The sequence below is a fragment of the Paraburkholderia sediminicola genome, assembly GCF_902859805.1.
In the GTDB taxonomy this organism is placed as follows: domain Bacteria; phylum Pseudomonadota; class Gammaproteobacteria; order Burkholderiales; family Burkholderiaceae; genus Paraburkholderia; species Paraburkholderia sediminicola.
On the sequence record NZ_CADIKC010000001.1, the window covers coordinates 1921729 to 1939019 of the forward strand.

Sequence of the window (17291 nt, forward strand, 5' to 3'; positions counted from 1 at the left end):
GCCGGCAGCGGGCGCAAGCATCCTCTTCTTTGTATGCCATCGCCTTCTGCCGCCGTTTAACCCAGGCCGAAGCTTCAAACGAGCCTGCTTTCTAAAGATTTAATTTCGCCCGTTCAATATTTCCGTCAAACTCCTGAAACATGGCTGAATGTTAAATGGAGAGTGGTGCTGGTTTTGGACTAAAAATATCGGTTATCATCGCTGCCTTCGGCGAATGATTTCGATGAGTTAATTCATCGACCATCCACGTTAATACCGTCGCATCGAACCAGAAAAAATCAGATGAAGATGTCGCGAAAAAAGATTGCAATCCTGGTAGTCGGTCTTCTGGTCGTGGCCGGCGTCGTCATTCAGGCGGTGTGGCGTCCATTTGGGCATCGCAAAGCCGCCGGGACCAGCGAAATCGTGCTCGATATTCGTCACCCGGATGCTGTGATCGACAGCGAAGCGCTTTCGCGCTTGCCGCGCGACATTTTGCGTGTGCCGCTGTTGCACGACGTGCTGACTCAAGACTTCGTCGACTATTACGAATCGAACGACACGCGGCTGTCCACAGAGGGCGCGCTGCGTCGTCTCGCGTTCGAACATCAACTCGACTGGCGCGATGAACTGATCCGCCGCGTATTCGACGAACCCGCGCATGTGCTGCTGTGGCGCTCGCCGGACGGCCGCCTCGGTTACTGGGTGATGTCGATGCACCGCAACGGCCTGGCGAAGCTGCTGCAAGGCTTCGGCAACGTCGCCGCGAGCGATTCGCAGTTGAGCCAGGTCGCCAAACTCTCCGGCGACGTGCCGGTGTACGCGTTGAAGCTGGCGGTTGGCCGCACGATTCTGTTCGCCACGAAGGACGACCGCCTCGTCGTGATGTCCGCCCCGGGCGTGTTACTCGACGCGAAAGGCAGCTTGCTGGGCGAGCGGGCCGACGCCGTGTCCGAGATGCTTTCTTCCGGCCGCGACGATGCGGCGCGCGCCTATCAGCTGGACGCGCCGGGCGATGCGCCGAAGGGCCACCGGCTGGTGGTGTCGGCCAATTATCTGTCGTTCGGTTACCAGGCGTTTTTCTCCGGCATCGACGCACTGCGATTCGATTTTTCGCCGAACGGCAGCGCTGCGGCGAACTGGCAGACCTCTGCGTTGATCGAGCCGGGCAAGTTGCCGCAAGCGTGGAATAGCGCCGACCTGTGGCGTGCATTGCCGGCCAATCCGGCTGCGTGCACGAGCTTGCCGGCGGACTGGAAAGAAGCGTCGGGTTTGTTGGGCAAGGTGGCCGATGTGGGCGCGGATGGCGCTGCTGCGATCGGCGATCAGCTCACCGGCCCCGCGGCCGTCTGCTGGTATGCAAAGTCCACGCTGGTTGCGCCGGTGTTCGTTGCTCGCGTGAAGACGCAGGACGCGGCGAGCATCGCAGCGCTGCAGACCGCGCTCGGCAAGACCTTTGGCGACGTGATCGGCGCCTATGAAGCGAAGGCCGCCAAATCCGGCGATGCCGATTCGGGTTATCGCCGCTTGCCGGTCACGAAGCAAGATCAAGGCGCGGGCGTTACGGTGTGGCAACGGCCGGTCAGCGCGCTCTCCGGTACGGCGTTGTCCAGCAAGGCGTCGTTCGCATCGCAACTGTCGGCGGAGCGCTATTTCCCGGTGACGCTCGCACTGGCGCACGGCTACCTGATTTTCTCTCCTGATTCACGTCTGGTCGACGACACGCTCGCCGTGCTCAACAAGCGTTATCCGGCGTTGGCCGATACGCTCGCGCCGCAGCGTCTGCCGCGCACGATTCTCACGCTGACACCTTCGTCCGCGGCTGCGTTGATCGAACGCGAAGCGGGCGCGGCCTTGCCGGCGGATCAGGAAGCGGTGTTCCGCAATGCGTCGCGCACACACCTCGTGCCGAAGTTGCATGCGCTGGCACACTACCCGCCGGTTTCATTGACGCTGCCGCAGAACTTGCCGGGGTCGACGGGTTGGGTCCCGGTGGAGTGGTGGTTCGATCGCGCGAAGGCGGGTGCGGATGCCGGCGCCGGCGCGGGAGTAGCAGATTCACCTGCAGATCAGCCTGGCACCGAGGGCGACTAAGTGCGCCGCCTTCACGTCCCCGACGTGGCGTTCGCGACGAATGCGTGCGCGTCACGCCGCATCTGGCTCGCGCGCGCTGCGTCGGCGCTCGTCATGGCCAGCCTCGCGCCGTACGCGAACGCGCTCACCAGCACAACCGCATCGCCCGACCCTGACGCGCTTTCGCCGCAGCAATCCGCCGCATTTCGCGCGTGGTTCGTACGCATCGTCGATCAGCAAATGCGCCGCGGCCCGACGCCGCGCTGGACGCAACGCGATTGTGCAGGCCTCGTGCGCTTTGCCGTCGGCGAGACGCTCAAGCCGCACGACACCAAATGGTTGCGCGCGAACGGCATGACCAGTCTCGCGGACACGAGCAGCATGCCGCCCGAGCTGCAACTGTCCACGTCGCAACGCGGAATCGCCAATCGCTGGACGCGGCTCGACGGTTCCACCGGCGCGTACGCCTCGGCGATCGCACTGATTCAACGCAATAGCCGTTTTGTTTCGAAGGACGTGAACCAGGCGCTGCCTGGCGATCTGCTGTTTTTCGACCAGGGCGACGACCAGCATCTGATGATCTGGCTGGATCGCTACATCGCTTATCACACAGGCACCGTTACGCCGACCGATACCGGTCTGCGCGCCGTGGCCGTCTCCGACCTGATGCAATGGAAAGATTCCCGCTGGCAGCCGCTCGACGGCAATCCGAATTTCGTTGGCGTGTTTCGTTTGGACTTTCTGACACCATGACCCGAATGAACTCCGTCACCGCGTCGCGCGTCTGGCTCGGCAACCTGAAACGTCGTGCAGGCTTCACCGTGGTCGCGCTCTTCGCGACCTTGATGCTCGCCATCGCACCAACGGCCTATGCGGACGACGCCGCCTCGAGCAGCGCGGCCGACACCAACATCGCCGCGAACCCGACGCTGCAAACAGCGCCGTCGAGTAACTTCGCGTCGCAGAAGGTCGACGGTCAGCCGTTCTTCCTGCTCTCGGATGCAAGCTTCGGCAGCGATCAGTTGGCGCAGGTGCGGCTCGAAGCACCCGGCCGCGAATTCAAGGATGCGCTGCAAGCATACGGCGGTGCGGACATCGTCGTATATCGCGTGCCGAAGCCGTTGGACTTTCTGAAGGCGCAGAAGAATCTGCATCGACTGAACGTCGCGCCGAATTATCAGGGCGAAGGCCTCGCGAATACGCTGGCTTATCTGTGGGACCGCTGGTTCACCGAAGCGCGCCGCGCCTGGCAACGTGTGCTGTCGTTCGCGACGCGCAGCAAGGCGACCGAAGCCGAGCCGCAATTCAAGCTCGGCGAACAGACCGGCAAGCAGACGCAATTCCAGCAGAACTCGCAGTTCGCGCCGCTGAAAGGCTACGACATGGTCGCGCGCTTTCGCTATCCGATCTGGGACGCGAAGGTGATCGCACCGCCGAAGGGTGTAAATCTCGAAGGCAGCAGCAGTAACTTCATCGAAGCGAGTTCGGGCAACGTGATGATTCCGGTCGGCAAGCTGCCGCCGGGGCTGTATATCGTCGAGGCGGTGATCGGCAACTATCGCGCGCATACCTTGCTGTTCGTATCGGACACGGTTGCGGTTGTGAAAGCGGCGTCGAGTGGCATGCTGGTGTGGACGGCGCGGCGCGATAACGGCAAGCCGGTGCCGAATACCGACGTGAACTGGACCGATGGCGTAGGCGTGCTGCAAAGCGGCGCCACGGGCAGCGACGGCGCACTGGTGCTGCAACACGTGAGTCCTGAGCGCAGCTACGTGCTTGGCACCGATCCGCAAGGCGGCGTGTTCGTTTCGGAGAATTTCTACTACGACAGCGAGATTTACAACACGAAGATCTACGCGGTGACCGATCGCCCGATGTACCGTCCGGGCGACGCAGTGCATGTGAAGTTCATCGGCCGCACGTTCCAGAACGCGACGCAATCCACCGCGCCTGCAGAAGCCGACATCAAGCTCGACGTACTCGATCCGAACGGCGCGCCGGTGGCGACCAGCAAGGTGCATTTCGCTTCCGATACGGGCGCGGATGCGTCCTTCACGTTGCCCGCGGATGCCACCGCCGGTGGCTATACGCTGCGCTTCGATTACAACGGCGATGTATACGGCAGCGCATTTCGCGTCGCCGAATATGTGAAGCCGCATTTCGACGTCAACCTGTCGATGGATAAGGCCGATTACGCAACCGGCGAGCAACTGAAAGGCAAGATCCAGTTGCGCTATCCGGACGGCAAGCCGGTGCGCGACAGTAAGATTTCGGTCACGCTGCGCGCGCAGAAAGTGACGATCGTCGATGGTGAACTGCGCTATGCAGGGCTGTTTCCGGTTAAGCTGGAACAGCAGGAACTCACAACCGACAGCGACGGCAATGCAAGCCTCACGCTGCCCGCTGCTAAAGAACCGAGCCGTTATGCGTTGACCCTGTTCGCGCAGGACGGCGCGGCCTACAAGGTGCGTGTGACACGTGAGGTGCTGATCGCGCGCGGCGCGACGCCGTATCGCTTGTCGACCGCCAAGTCGTTTTCGCAGCCGAAGGAAGCGGTCAGTTTCGATCTGCAAGCGCTCGGTACGATCGATCCGTCGTCACATGCGCCGGCTAAGTGGGAATGGACGCGCCTTGAATCGCAGACTCACGGAGAAGGCGCAATCAAGGGCGCAACGGCGGGCGGCAAGCTGTCGTTCCCGGTGCAATTCGACGAACCGGGTTCGTACATGCTGTCGGTCAAGGACGACTCCGGCAACCTGCTCGCGGCTACGAGTCATTGGGTGGCGGGCGATGGTCTGAAGGCGATCCCGGGCAGCGTCGAGATCGTGTTCGATCGCGACAGGTACAAGATCGGCGATACCGCCGAAGCGCTGATTACTTTCCCGATGCCGGTCGACGATGCCCTCCTGACGCTGGAGCGCGACAACGTCGAACATCGCGCGTTGCTGACAGCCGGCGGCGACTGGTTGCAACTGCAACGCGTGGCGCCGTCGCAATGGAAAGCGCGCATCAAGGTCGGCGAAGCATTCGCGCCGAACATGACGTTCTCGGTGCTGTACGTGCATGCCGGCGAATACGTGTTCCAGAACGCGGGCATCGTGGTCGCGCAGCCGCAGATCGAACTGAACGTGAAGAGCGACAAGCCGGTGTACGGTCCGGGCGATACGGTCACGCTCAACTTCGACAGCACGCTGAACGGCAAGCCGGAAGCGGCGAATCTGACGGTCAGCGTGGTCGATGAAATGGTCTACGTACTGCAGCCGGAGATCGCACCGAATATCGTCGACTTTTTCTATCATCCGCGCCGCAACAACGTGCGGACGTCGTCGAGTCTGTCGTTCATTACGTACGATCTTGCGCGCTCGCCGTTGAAGGGCGCGCCGGGCGGCCCGCAACGCGCCAACTACAACGAGCGCGGCGTGAAGGTGCTCGAACGGCCGCGTCGCGACGATCAGGACACGGCCGCGTGGGAAGGCACGCTGAAAACCGACGCGAACGGTCACGCCACCATGACCTTCAAGATGCCGGACTCGCTGGCCCGCTGGCGCGTCACCGTGCGCGCGGCGGCGCCCGACGGCATGGTTGGTCAACGTACCGCGTATGTGCGTTCGGACAAGGCGTTGTATCTCAAGTGGAGCGGGCCTTCGCATTTCCGCGTCAACGATCAGCCGGCTATCGACATGATCGCCTTCAATCAGACCGACGCGGATATGGACGCCGAGTGGGTGGTCGACGGCGGTGGTCTTTCGTTGAACCAGAAGGTCACGCTCAAGCGCGGTGCGAATTACCTGCGTCTGCCGACCGGCGCGTTGAAGGCGGGTGTGATCAACTCGAGCCTGCGGCGAGCGGGTAAGGACGTGGATCGCTTGCAGACCACCATCCAGCTCGATGCGAGCGGCTGGCTCGATCTGCATCAGAACACGGTGGCGCTCGACGGCTCGAACAAGCCGCTCAATCTGCCGCAGGATGCGCAGGACGTCAGCGTGCGTTTCATCGGCAGTGCCGCGAGCCAATTTGCGCGCGTCGCCGACGATCTGATCAATTATCCGTACGGTTGCGCTGAGCAGACGTCGAGCCGCCTGATTCCTTTGGCACTCGCACACGATGCGATCGGTCGCGGTGACAACGTGAGTTCGACGCAGGGGCTCGAAGCGCTATTGCGCAATCAGCGGCAGCGTCTGGCGATGCTGGCCGGTGTCGGTGGCACGTTCGGCTGGTGGGGCGATACGACAGGTGGCAGTTCGCTGATCACGGCCTACGCGTACTACGCCGACTGGCTCGCGAGCCGCAGCCTCGGCATTACGCTGCCCGCCGACAACTGGCAGCATGCAATGGACGTCTATCGCGATGCCGGTGCGAAAGAGCCGCTGCTGCATCGCGCGTTGGCGCTGTGGTTCATGCAGCAGATGGGCCTGCCGGTCGCGACGCCGGTGTCGGGTGTTGCGGCGGACTTGCAGAGCGATGCAGCGGCTTCGGCCAATGCTTCGACCCCGGCACGCAGCGGCACGTATGGCGCGTCGGACAGCATCGTGTTCGCGCAAGCCGATTCGCCGCGTGGCAAGCAGATGGCGACGTTGCTGGTCGCCAACATGGCGCGTAGCACGAGTGCTCAACTGCCGGACGGCTTCGATGCTGCGGCGAGTGCTGCACGCACGGCATTGGCCAACGATTCCGCGCCGCTCGTGCAGAGTCTGCTTTATATGACGGGCGGCGATGGTGGCGCGGCGATCGATGCTTCGGCGTTGCTCGCGAAGAGCAGCGCCGACTACCCGACGCTCGATCGTGCGTTGACCTTGCTGTGGGTGCGTAAAGCGCTCGGTGGCGACACGGCGCCGGCTTCGCTGCCGTCGCTGCAAGGTGCGGGCTGGACGCGCGCTGCGACGCCGACTGGCACGCCGCTGTGGAAATGGACCGGCGCTGCGTTGCCGGCCACGCTCGATGCAGGCGGCGCGCGCACCGACGTGAACGCGCTGGTTTCGTTCCGCAGTCACACGAGCGAGGACAGCCGGCTGAACATCACCGTTGAACGTCGTTTCTACAAGCTGGAGCCGCTTGAAGTGAAGGTCGATCCGAAGAAAGCGGGTGACGCCGAGAGCCGGCTGGGACGCTCGGCCTTTACCGCGCGCCTGGTAAAGTCGGGCGATGCGATCGACAGCAATGCGCTGTATGTCGACGAAGTCACGCTCACGCCGCGCTCCGGCAACGCATACCACTACGGTCTGCTCGACGTTCCGCTGCCGCCGGGCGGCGATGTGGAGGCGACCAGCTGGGGCGTATCGATCGACGGTTTGCCGGGCGAGAAGGAAGGGGTAAGCGGTCCGCAGCCGTTTGCGCGTGCTGCTTCGTATGAGATGGGCGAGCTGGCCTATCACCAGCCGGTGCCTTTGCTCGATCGCCCCGTGACGCTGCGGCAACTGGTGCGCTTTGCGTTGCCGGGCACATTCGCGTTGCCGCCCGCGCGCTATTTCCGCATGTATCAGCCGGACGCCAAGGCGTTCGAAGGCGGCAAGAGCGATCGCATGACCACTCTGCGTATTCAGTAAGCGAGACCGCTATGTTCTCCGCTCTTCGGCACTCGCGCGACCGTCTGGCAGCTACGCTGCGGATTGCGCTCGCCGTGGGAGTCGGGTGTGTTTTTAGTGGCGCGGCTGCAGCGTCGACTGCGTCACTGGCTGCGGGGGCGAGCTCGACGCCAGCCGCATCGCCAACCTTGCCGTCCGCTGCGTCTTCGGCGCAAATGCTGCGCTTCGCCTGGTCGCGCGACGGTCAATCGCAGCTTTGGCAGTTCAATGCCGGCGCTGCCTCGGGCGGCCTCGCGCCGCAGTCGGCGAGTCCGTTGCCGGCGACGCTAGAGACGCCGCTCGGCAGCGTGTGGAAGCTGTTCGTCTACGGTTATCTGGTCGATCGAAATATCGCTACGCCGGATTACACCTGCAGCGGCGGCGATCCTGAAGAAGTGTATTGCTGCATGACGGGCGGTCACATCGACCGCGAACATGCGCTGGTGCAATCGTGCGGACGCTTTTTCGAGCCCGCGCGCCTCCAACTCGATCCCGCCGACTGGCGCAGGTATTGGACGGCGGCGCATGCACCCGCCTGGCTGCGCGACCTCCACGCGATGACGCCCACGCACCGCGTGCCCGTGACCGACCTGCTCGCGGCCTTGCAGGCGATGCCGGCCAGGCCGCGCGAAGCGGCGGCGAGCACGCTGGTGTCGGTGCTGACCAGCGGACGCGGCGAGGGCACCGTGTCGCTATACGGCAGCCTGCTGCGCGCCAAAACCTGGACGATGCCGGATCCCGCACGGCCTGGCGCCTCGATCGGCGGCGCCGCAGGCTGGCTTGCCGATGGCACGCCGGTGTGGCTCGGCGGCGCCGGCGGCAGCGCGCGCGTGCTGGCGGCCGCTGCGCCGCGCATCGCGCCGTTGCTCACGCAAGTCACGGTACCGGACGACAACGCGTGCGTGCTGGTCGACTTCTTCAGCCGCTATCCGATTCGCCAGGTGCTCGGCGACAAAGGACCGGCCGCGATACCGGACGGTCCGCTGCGTGGCGAGTTCCGGATCGGCTTCGTCAACGGCAACTGGGCCCGTGTGGAAAGCCGCGGCGAACTGCGGCTCGATCGTGACGCTGCAGGCGCACCACAAGTGGTCGGCCGCTTCGGCATGAACGACTACGTCGCGCGAGTGGTCGAGCGGGAGGGCGACACGAGCCAACCGGAAGCGGCCAAGGCGTTGGCGGTGGCGGCGCGGTCCTACGTCGTGCAGCACGGCAATCACGATCACGGCTGTTTCCGTATTGACGACAGCAGCAGCACGCAGCGCGTCCTGCCGCGCGTGCCGACCGCCGCCGCGCGTCGTGCCGCGGATCTGACCGACGCGCTGGTGCTCACCGGCGTGCCGGTTCAGTATCACCACGACAAGGCCGCGCCTGGTCAGATGAGCTGGCTCGCCGCGAAGGCGTCCGCGCAAACCGGCCTTACGTTTGACACGATTCTCTCGCGCACCTGGCCGCAAGCGACCTTGACGTCGTTCGAGAGCCCGTTGTCCGGCGATTGCATCGAGGTGGCCGGCGCTCAACAGTGGTTGCAGCGCAATGCGCCGTTGTGGGCGCGGCGTATGGACGGCGCGGCCGGCTACGAGACGCCCGATCTGCCGGCCGTGTGCGCGGTACGCGAAGGTCGGCCGTATGCCGATGCGCAGCGCAATCGCGTGTACGTGTATCGCCTGCAGACCGAAGAAGACCGTATCGCGCTGACGCATGAATATATTCACCTCGCGTTCCAGCATCATCCGCGTGGACTCGATGAAGAATTCGTCGAACGTACCGCGCGCACGCTGATTCGTACCGATAATCCGATCCAATGAATACCGTCTCGCGCTCGCTTTCCGCCGTGTTCCGTGCGCTTCCTGCGATGCGCCGCGTTCGCATTCCTGCGGCCGTTGCCTTGGCGCCGCTTGTGCAGGGCGTTCGAGTTCGCATGGCAGTTACGTTGTCACCTTATACGCGTGGTGTGCGAGTTTCCATGGCAATCGCCATGGTCGCGGTTGCGTTGGTGGCGAGTTTGGCGACGACTGTGCAAGCCGCCGGCGCGGATGACGGCGGCAGTGGCGGCGCGCTCGCCGACCTCACCGGCGCATTCGGTGGCTGGCGCCACAGCGGGCTGACAAACGAAGGCGAGCACTTCGTCGCGGCGTATCCCCGGCCGCCGGTCGACCGTGGCGCGCAACGCTATCGCACGCTGATCGAGGGACGCCTGAAACACATCGACAAGCACGCGCGCAAGCCGCCCACGCTGGTCGTCAACGGCAACCCGACGCCGCTCTATACCGACGACGAGGGCGCATTCGCGCGCCCGTGGGCATTCGGCGCGGGTTCGAACAGCATCGAACTGATTTCCGCCGACGGTAAGCAGCGCCAGCGCATGCAGTTCTACGAAGCCGACCACAGCAAGCCGCAGGCGAAGCTGCGCGCGATCGTCACGTGGGACGATCCGAAAGCGCAGGTGGATCTGCACGTGATCACGCCGGACGGTCTGCACGCGTTCTTCGCCAATCCCACGCTCGAAGACGGCAGCGGCTTCGATGTCGATTCGGTGGATGGCGCGGGGCCGGGGATATTTTCATCGGCGGCGCCGGAGCACGGGACGTGGCTGTTCTTTCTGAACTACTGGGGCAACTTCGATTCGACCGGCTACAACTTCGACGCCGCCGCGCACGAGCGCGATGTGATTACCGCGACGTTGACGCTGGTGTTCAACGAAAATACGCCGAACGAGCGGCGTGAAACGATGGTCGTGCCGCTGCGTAAGATCGGCGACCTGCAGCTCGTGAAAAGCGAGCGACTCTGACAGCGGGATGGGAGCAGTGACGATGAAGGTCAAGACGACGGGGTGGGTGAAGGCTGGCTGGATGATGCTCGTCGTCGCCTGTTTGCAGGCTGCGACGGTGGCGCACGCGAGCGATATCGACTTCGGCGCGCCGTTGAACGGCTGGCGCAACACCAGCGGTGACAGCGAGCGCTATACGCAGGACGTGCATTACCCGGCGGTGTCGGTTACGACGCCGGAAGGGCAGTCGAAGTTCGCGCTGATCGAAGGGCAGATCCGTAACACGCCGAAGAAGAAAGGCACTACGGTGGGCACGCTGGTGGTCGACGGCACGCCGTTGCCGCAGCGGGTTGAGGAAGACGGCAAGTTTTCGCGGCCTTACGCGTTTCCGTCCGGCAGCAACAGCGTGGAACTGCGGGCGCCGGATGGCTCGCGCAAGCGCGTGCAGTTTTACGACGCTTACAGCGGCAAGACGCAACCCAAGTTGCGCATCGTGCTTGCATGGGACACCGACGGGACCGATCTGGATTTGCACGTGGTCTCGCCGGACGGCGTGCATACCTGGTATGGGGATCGTGTGGCGCCAAGCGGCGGTGCGCTCGACGTGGACGTGACGACCGGCTATGGACCGGAGATTTACTCGTCGGCGGCGCCGTTGAAGGGTACCTATCTGGTGTACGTGAATTATTACGGCAACGGAAACAGCGGCAGCGATATCACCGTCGCGCAGGTGACGATCATCACGAACGAGAACACGCCAAACGAGAAGAGCGAAACCATTCGGGTGCCGATGCGCAAGCCGGGCGAGCTGACGCTCGTGAAAACATTCGTGATGCCGTAAAACAGTTGGCGAAGTCACGGCATTTAATGTCTTTAAAGCAATGCAAAATGAATTGATTTGCCGGTTGGCTATTGGCTCAATGAATGGGGCGCCTGATTAAATCGGAAGCCTGTTTAAAAATGCAGGAAAGCGTGTAATCATCGTGCTAATCGGCTTGCGCGCTCTTGCCGGCCGGATTGCAAATTTCACACTGTCGTAGTCAGTTTTGCAAGGGAAGACCACCCGCCCGCCATGCATACGCGCTTATGCGTAAGCGGGTCACAAAAACGTATATTTGCCAGCTGGGGGAAGAAAAAATGAACTCACTCGACCAGAAGCAGCCGCTGTTGAGCTATGACGGCAAGCTTGGAGAGTTGTACGGGATATTCATCAAAAATCTGTTGCTGCAGATCATCACGCTTGGCATTTATCGGTTTTGGGCCACCACTAATACCCGGCGGTATATCTGGTCGCGCATGCGTTTTCAGGGTGAGCGATTTGAGTACACGGGAACAGGCGGCGAACTGTTCAAAGGTTTTCTACTGGCGTTTGCGATTATCTTTGGCGCGATTGTCGGCGCAGGCATTCTTGGCGCAATTCTGCGCGCTATCACTGGCAGCGCTGCACTGGCTCTCGTGCCGATTATTGTGCTCTACATCGTGATCGCGGTGATCGCAGCAGGGGCGTATTTCAGCGCGCAGCGTTACCGCTTGAGCCGCACCCAATGGTGTGGGATTCGCGGCGGCATGACGGGCTCGTCATGGGTCTATGGCGCGTACGCATTGCTGTATGGCCTGCTGTGCATCGTCACGCTTGGACAGATGCTGCCGTGGGTGTCCATGCGCCTTGCGGAGCGCCGCATCAACGCGAGCAGTTTCGGCAGTCTGCCGTTTCACTTTGAAGGCCGCGCACGTGCCTTGTATGGCGCGTTCGTCGGCACGTTTTTGGGCATCATCGCGCTGTTCGCCGTGCTCGGGGCGGTTTTCCTCAAGAGCATCATGGCGCTGCTGCCGATCGGGCACGCGCCGCTGAAAGCCCATGATCCTGCCGCGTTCGCAGCATTCGGCTCGGTGTTCCTGTTCTACGTGCTGTTCATTGTCGGTGCGTTGCTGATCCAGTGCTTCTATCTGGCGCTGGTGACGCGCCATGTCATGGGCAATACGACGCTTGGCACGCAATTGCGCTTCGGCAGCAGCATTACTGCGGGGCGTTTGCTCGGCATGATGCTGGGCAATCTGGCGATCATCGTCTTCACGCTGGGTCTGGGTTTCCCGATCGTGCTGCATCGCGTGATGCGCTTCGCAGCCGATACGCTGCAGGTGTCCGGTCAACTCGACCCGCAGACGCTCGGTCAAAGCGATCAGCCGCCGCCGCGCACCGGCGAAGGCATGCTGAACCTGCTCGATCATGGCGGCGCGTTCTGACGCGGTTGTGGAGCCTTCAGTGCCGACCGGCACACGCTATTACGACGGCCGTACCGCAGCGCTTCACGTGGCAACGCTGCGCTGGAGCGAGGCGTTTCTGTCGATCGACGGTGTTGAGGGTGAGCTGGCGGTTTGGCCGCGTGCGCGGCTGATTGTCGGCGAGCCCGACCCGGAGGGCAGGGTCGTCTTGTCGTGCAAAGGCGAACCGGGTCGCGTGTCGACCGATGCCTTTGCACTACCTGTGCAGATGACTGCGCCACGCGGGCACCGTTGGCATTACCTGGGCTGGATCGCGATCGGCGCAGTGGCGCTGGCGCTTGCGTTCGTACTTGTTGTGCGACTGCCTGCGGCTGGCGCGGCGCTTGTGCCGCGCAGCGCGGAAAATCGGCTTGGCGAGATGGTGGAGTCGGTCGTGGTCGGTAAGCATCGGGTGTGCCGCGGCGACGACGGACAACGCGCGCTCGAACAACTCGAAGCGCGCCTCGCCCATGCGGCGGGGATCGCGCAGCCGGTGCGCGTGGTGGTCATTGACAGCAAGACGGTCAATGCACTCACGTTACCTGGTGCACGCATGGTCATCATGCGCGGCCTGTTCCAGCGCGTCGACAATCCCGATCAACTGGCCGGCGTGATGGCGCACGAGACGGGACATATCGCGCGGCGCGATCCGTTGACCGCTTTGTTTCGCAGCGCCGGCATCACTCTGATCAGCACAACCCTCGGCATCCATCTCGGTTTCGCAGACGTCTCTTCGCTGGCGGGGCGATTAGTGGGCTTGTCGTATAGCCGTGACATGGAGCGTCTCGCTGATGCAAACGGCGTTGCTTATCTGCAAGCGAGTGGATTGCGCAGTGATGGGCTCGCGGCATTCTTTGCGTTGACCGAAAAGCGTAGTGGCAGCGCCAGCGGTGCGATCGAGTTTCTGTCCGATCATCCGCGTACCCTCGACCGGGAAAAACGGAGTCAGGGATCGCCGGTCGGCGAAAGTGCGTTGACGGCGCAGCAATGGGCAGCGGTTCGGGCAATGTGCGAGAAGTCGTGAGCCGTGCGACCTGTCGTGTCGGAAGCGTCGATGTGAAAATCAATGCGCTCAACGAGTTGTGCGACTCTTACTCAGGATATCCACAGGCTTCTGAACAGTTTCTGTGGACAAATCGATCTATGGAATCCGTTCTGTAGAACTGCGTGTTGCGCAGCTGTATTCGTTTCTGGCAGGCGCAACGCATCCGATGGAGCTTACCGTTTCTTTCCGGCGCTCAAGTTTTGGCTTGCTGCCGTCGATAGGTCCTGTAAGCGGTTGTGCGTCGAACCGCCGTGTGCGAGCGCGATGGGTCTGTTTGCATTGCCACGGCGAATTGGGGGCGGCGCATGCGTTGGGCGAAATAAACGGAGGTGGCCATGCAAATCGACAGTGCGATGTCGTCGACACTGCCGGAATCGGATCGTGCGATGACGAAGAGCCGGTCCGCAACGAACGACCCGGACGACACGGCCACGCAGACTGTTGCGTCTAATACATCTGAACAGGACGACGCCGTCCACATTTCCGCCGAAGGCGCAGCGACGGCGGCGCAAGAGGGCAATGCGATTCAGGACGGTGCGGTAAGCGATTCAGCTGGAGAGGGCGCGTCGACGACTGACGTCTCGGCGGTCAAATCATTTGCGTACGGTACGTTGGGTCTCGAACGCCCGGATCAGCCTCATGAAGAGCGTAATGCGTTCTACACGGCTGGGCGTTGGCTGGCAGCGGGAATCACCATTGGCGGGATCATCTCGTTGCTTGTTTGAAATGAGGGAGGGGAGAGGCGCTTGTCGTGCGTGATGCACGACAAGCGCAACGACCGGCTTGACTTAGCGGTCGAGGAACGACTTCAGACGATCTGCGCGGCTCGGATGCATCAGCTTACGCATGGCCTTGCTTTCGATCTGACGGATCCGCTCGCGCGTGACGTCGAACTGCTTGCCGACTTCTTCGAGCGTGTGGTCCGACTTCGTGTTGATGCCGTAGCGCATACGCAGCACCTTCGCTTCGCGCGGCGACAGTGAGTCGAGCGCGTCGTCGATGGCGGCGCGCAAGTCGGCCTGCATCGCTGCGTCAGCCGGCGAGGAAGCTGCCGAATCTTCGATCATGTCGCCCAGCGTGGCGTCGCCGTCGTCGCCGACCGGCGTTTCCATCGACACCGGCTGCTTGGCGATCTTCAGAATGCCGCGCACCTTCTCTTCCGACAGTTCCATGCGTTCTGCCAGCACCGACGGATGAGCTTCCTGACCGGTTTGCTGCAGGATCTCGCGCGAAATGCGGTTGAGCTTGTTGATCGTTTCGATCATGTGCACCGGCACGCGAATCGTGCGCGCCTGGTCGGCGAGCGAGCGCGTCACAGCCTGACGAACCCACCACGTTGCATACGTCGAAAACTTCCAGCCGCGGCGGTATTCGAACTTGTCCACCGCCTTCATCAGACCGATGTTGCCTTCCTGGATCAGATCGAGGAACAGCATGCCGCGGTTGACGTACTTCTTTGCGATCGAGATCACGAGACGCAGATTCGCCTCGATCATCTCGCTCTTGGCCTTGCGCATCTTCGACTCGGCCGCGACCATCTGACGATTGATCTCTTTCAGATGCTTGAGCGGCAGCGAAACGGTTGCTTCGATGTCGATCAGCTTCTGCTGTTCCGACTGGATTGCCGGCAGATGGCGCTCCAGCGCCGCGCCGAACGTCGACGCGCCGCGCGCGGCGCGCTCGGTCCAGCCCAGATCGGCTTCATGACCCGAAAACGACTCGATGAACTGCTCGCGCGGCATGCCGCTCTTCGTCACGACGATTTGCAGAATGCGGCGCTCGATCGCACGAACTTGCGCGACCTGGTGTTGCACGTCGCCGCACAGGCGGTCGATGGTGCGTGCCGTGAAGCGGATCTTGGCGAGGTGCTGCTGAATCTCTTCGCGGGCGCGCAGGTAAGCCTTCGAGCTGACGTCGCCACGTGTGTGCGAGGCGTTCTGCTGGTCGGACAGAATGCCGACTTGCGCGAAGATTTCCAGGCAATCGCTGGTGAGTTGCTTCAGGCGTGCTTCGTCTGCTGCCGAGGAGTCGGCCGGGCCGGCATCGTCGTCGTCTTCGCTATCGCTGTCATCGTCGTCGGTCGCGTCGGCGTCGACGTCTGCTGCGGCGTCCGCGCTTGCGCTGGCGTCTTCCGCTGCAACCGTGTCTTCATTCAGACCGTCGACCAGTTCGTCGATGCGCAGTTCGCCGTCCGCGACCTGTTGGGCGCTGGCCAGAATGGCGGAGATTGCGAGCGGGCAAGCGGCAATCGCCTGCACCATTTCGTGAAGACCGTCTTCGATGCGCTTCGCAATCGCGATTTCGCCGGCGCGGGTCAGCAGCTCGGTTGCGCCCATTTCGCGCATGTACATGCGCACGGGGTCGGTCGTACGGCCGAACTCGGAATCGACGGTCGACAACGCGACTTCGGTTTCCTCATCTGCCTGATCGTCCGACACCACGGCGGGGGCGTTCGAGTTGAGCAGCAGGGTTTCCGCATCCGGAGCCTGCTCGTAGACCTGCACGCCCATGTCGTTAAAGGCGCTGACGATGCTGTCGATTGCCGCCGTCTGCGCGAAGTTGTCGGGCAGGTGGTCGTTGATCTGCGCGTGGGTCAGGTAGCCTTGCTCCTTGCCCAGCTGGATCAGCGCGCGCATCTGGCGCTGGCGTTCTTCAGCTTGTTGCGGCGGCAGTTCAGCCGCTACGGGGATCGCTTTGCCTGCGCCTTTGCCCTTGGCTGTACGGCCAGCGGGCGCCTTGGCGGTGTATCCGGCAGTTTCGTGTTGCGAATCTTCGCGATCAAAAGGGTTCACGTATTCTCCTCTAGAGGCTTCGCTATGAGACGCAAGACGCTACCGTCAGGCGTTTCGAGCATGGCTCAACATCACCTGAGTGACTCAACGCGGTTGTTTGGCTGTGCTCTGGGGAGCAAAAAAGATGAGCCCGCGCGAAGCGGGCCGATAGAAATGTGCGAAATTCGCGCGGCTCGCATTATATACGAGCTTGCGCCTTCGCGCGCATTATGAGCACACCAATTTGTCATGCGCTCTTGTCGCAGGGTCCCTTCATCGCCTGTCATCCGTAAGTTCAGGTGGGGGCAGAAGGCAGTACTTCAACTGCTCGTCGTGCGCGTATGCAGGCTCTTCACTATAGGCTATGTCGGCCACTCCCGCACGATCGGATGAGTGTCCGCCGATCTTGCTACATATAGTGGGGTGCATGTTTCGGCGCCAAATCGCGCTTGGTCAAAAGAAAATTCTCAAAAGGGGGTTGACGACCTGTCGGACGTTCTCCATAATCTCGTTTCTCTGCTGCTGATGCAGCGACGCAGAACGAAGCGGTGCCGGGTGTTGAAGTGGGCGCGGGTTCGGTAGTGAATGCGTAATCGATCTTTAAAAATTAACAGCCGATAAGTGTGGGCGCTTGATGCGCGACGCGGCGGTGGACTCTTCGGGGTCTGCCGGAAGCGAAAGTATCAAGTCTCACACTAGTATTAAAGGAAGGTTTTCCTGTTGGGGTGGATTCACGCCGGCAGGATGATCATTCGTCAGTACGTTGAGTGAGCGACCGGGTTCGAAAGAGCCCGAAAAACAGTAACAGGTTTGAACTGAAGAGTTTGATCCTG

Annotated in this window: 10 protein-coding genes; 9 read left to right on the forward strand and 1 reads right to left on the reverse strand. The window is 62.4% G+C overall.

From position 1 onward, the window contains the following. The first annotated feature begins 282 nt into the window (after nucleotides 1-282). The 9 genes from R8871_RS08510 (at nucleotide 283) to R8871_RS08550 (ending at nucleotide 14412) form a co-directional block, all read left to right on the forward strand. Nucleotides 283-2073, forward strand: coding sequence for a DUF2138 domain-containing protein (locus R8871_RS08510; protein WP_175049906.1), 1791 nt, complete (start codon nucleotides 283-285; stop codon nucleotides 2071-2073). After that, nucleotides 2074-2805, forward strand: coding sequence for a DUF1175 domain-containing protein (locus R8871_RS08515; protein ID WP_407673115.1), 732 nt, complete (start codon nucleotides 2074-2076; stop codon nucleotides 2803-2805). It abuts the gene before it with no gap. Then, on the forward strand, nucleotides 2802-7595 hold the full coding sequence (locus tag R8871_RS08520) for an alpha-2-macroglobulin family protein (RefSeq protein ID WP_175049907.1): 4794 nt from the start codon (nucleotides 2802-2804) through the stop codon (nucleotides 7593-7595). Before R8871_RS08515 ends, R8871_RS08520 begins: the two co-directional genes overlap by 4 nt. Before the next feature lie 11 nt (nucleotides 7596-7606). Next, nucleotides 7607-9418, forward strand: a complete 1812-nt coding sequence (locus tag R8871_RS08525; protein ID WP_175049908.1) for a DUF2300 domain-containing protein — start codon at nucleotides 7607-7609, stop codon at nucleotides 9416-9418. Nucleotides 9419-9576: 158 nt separating this feature from the next. Further along, complete coding sequence (locus R8871_RS08530; RefSeq protein WP_246287451.1) at nucleotides 9577-10401, forward strand: YfaP family protein; 825 nt, start codon at nucleotides 9577-9579, stop codon at nucleotides 10399-10401. 22 nt (nucleotides 10402-10423) lie between these two features. Next, entirely contained in the window at nucleotides 10424-11221 is a 798-nt protein-coding gene (locus tag R8871_RS08535; RefSeq protein ID WP_175049910.1) for a YfaP family protein, read from the forward strand. Nucleotides 11222-11517: 296 nt separating this feature from the next. After that, a complete protein-coding gene (locus tag R8871_RS08540; protein WP_175049911.1) occupies nucleotides 11518-12624 on the forward strand; it encodes a YjgN family protein in 1107 nt (368 codons plus the stop codon). Nucleotides 12625-12643: 19 nt separating this feature from the next. After that, on the forward strand, nucleotides 12644-13666 hold the full coding sequence (locus R8871_RS08545) for a M48 family metallopeptidase (RefSeq protein WP_175049912.1): 1023 nt from the start codon (nucleotides 12644-12646) through the stop codon (nucleotides 13664-13666). A gap of 356 nt (nucleotides 13667-14022) precedes the next feature. Continuing rightward, nucleotides 14023-14412 carry a hypothetical protein gene (locus R8871_RS08550; protein ID WP_175049913.1) on the forward strand — a complete coding sequence of 130 codons (390 nt, stop codon included), beginning with the start codon at nucleotides 14023-14025 and terminating at the stop codon, nucleotides 14410-14412. A 63-nt stretch (nucleotides 14413-14475) separates the two neighbouring features. Here R8871_RS08550 and rpoD read toward each other — a convergent pair whose 3' ends face one another. After that, nucleotides 14476-16479 carry an RNA polymerase sigma factor RpoD gene (gene rpoD / locus R8871_RS08555; RefSeq protein ID WP_175049914.1) on the reverse strand — a complete coding sequence of 668 codons (2004 nt, stop codon included), beginning with the start codon at nucleotides 16477-16479 and terminating at the stop codon, nucleotides 14476-14478. Nucleotides 16480-17291 lie beyond the last annotated feature (812 nt).

Coding starts and splice junctions, on each gene's coding strand:
- R8871_RS08510 (WP_175049906.1), top strand. CDS start 283: ATGAAGATGTCGCGAAAAAAGATTGCAATCCTGGTAGTCGGTCTTCTG.
- R8871_RS08520 (WP_175049907.1), top strand. CDS start 2,802: ATGACCCGAATGAACTCCGTCACCGCGTCGCGCGTCTGGCTCGGCAAC.
- R8871_RS08525 (WP_175049908.1), top strand. CDS start 7,607: ATGTTCTCCGCTCTTCGGCACTCGCGCGACCGTCTGGCAGCTACGCTG.
- R8871_RS08530 (WP_246287451.1), top strand. CDS start 9,577: ATGGCAATCGCCATGGTCGCGGTTGCGTTGGTGGCGAGTTTGGCGACG.
- R8871_RS08535 (WP_175049910.1), top strand. CDS start 10,424: ATGAAGGTCAAGACGACGGGGTGGGTGAAGGCTGGCTGGATGATGCTC.
- R8871_RS08540 (WP_175049911.1), top strand. CDS start 11,518: ATGAACTCACTCGACCAGAAGCAGCCGCTGTTGAGCTATGACGGCAAG.
- R8871_RS08550 (WP_175049913.1), top strand. CDS start 14,023: ATGCAAATCGACAGTGCGATGTCGTCGACACTGCCGGAATCGGATCGT.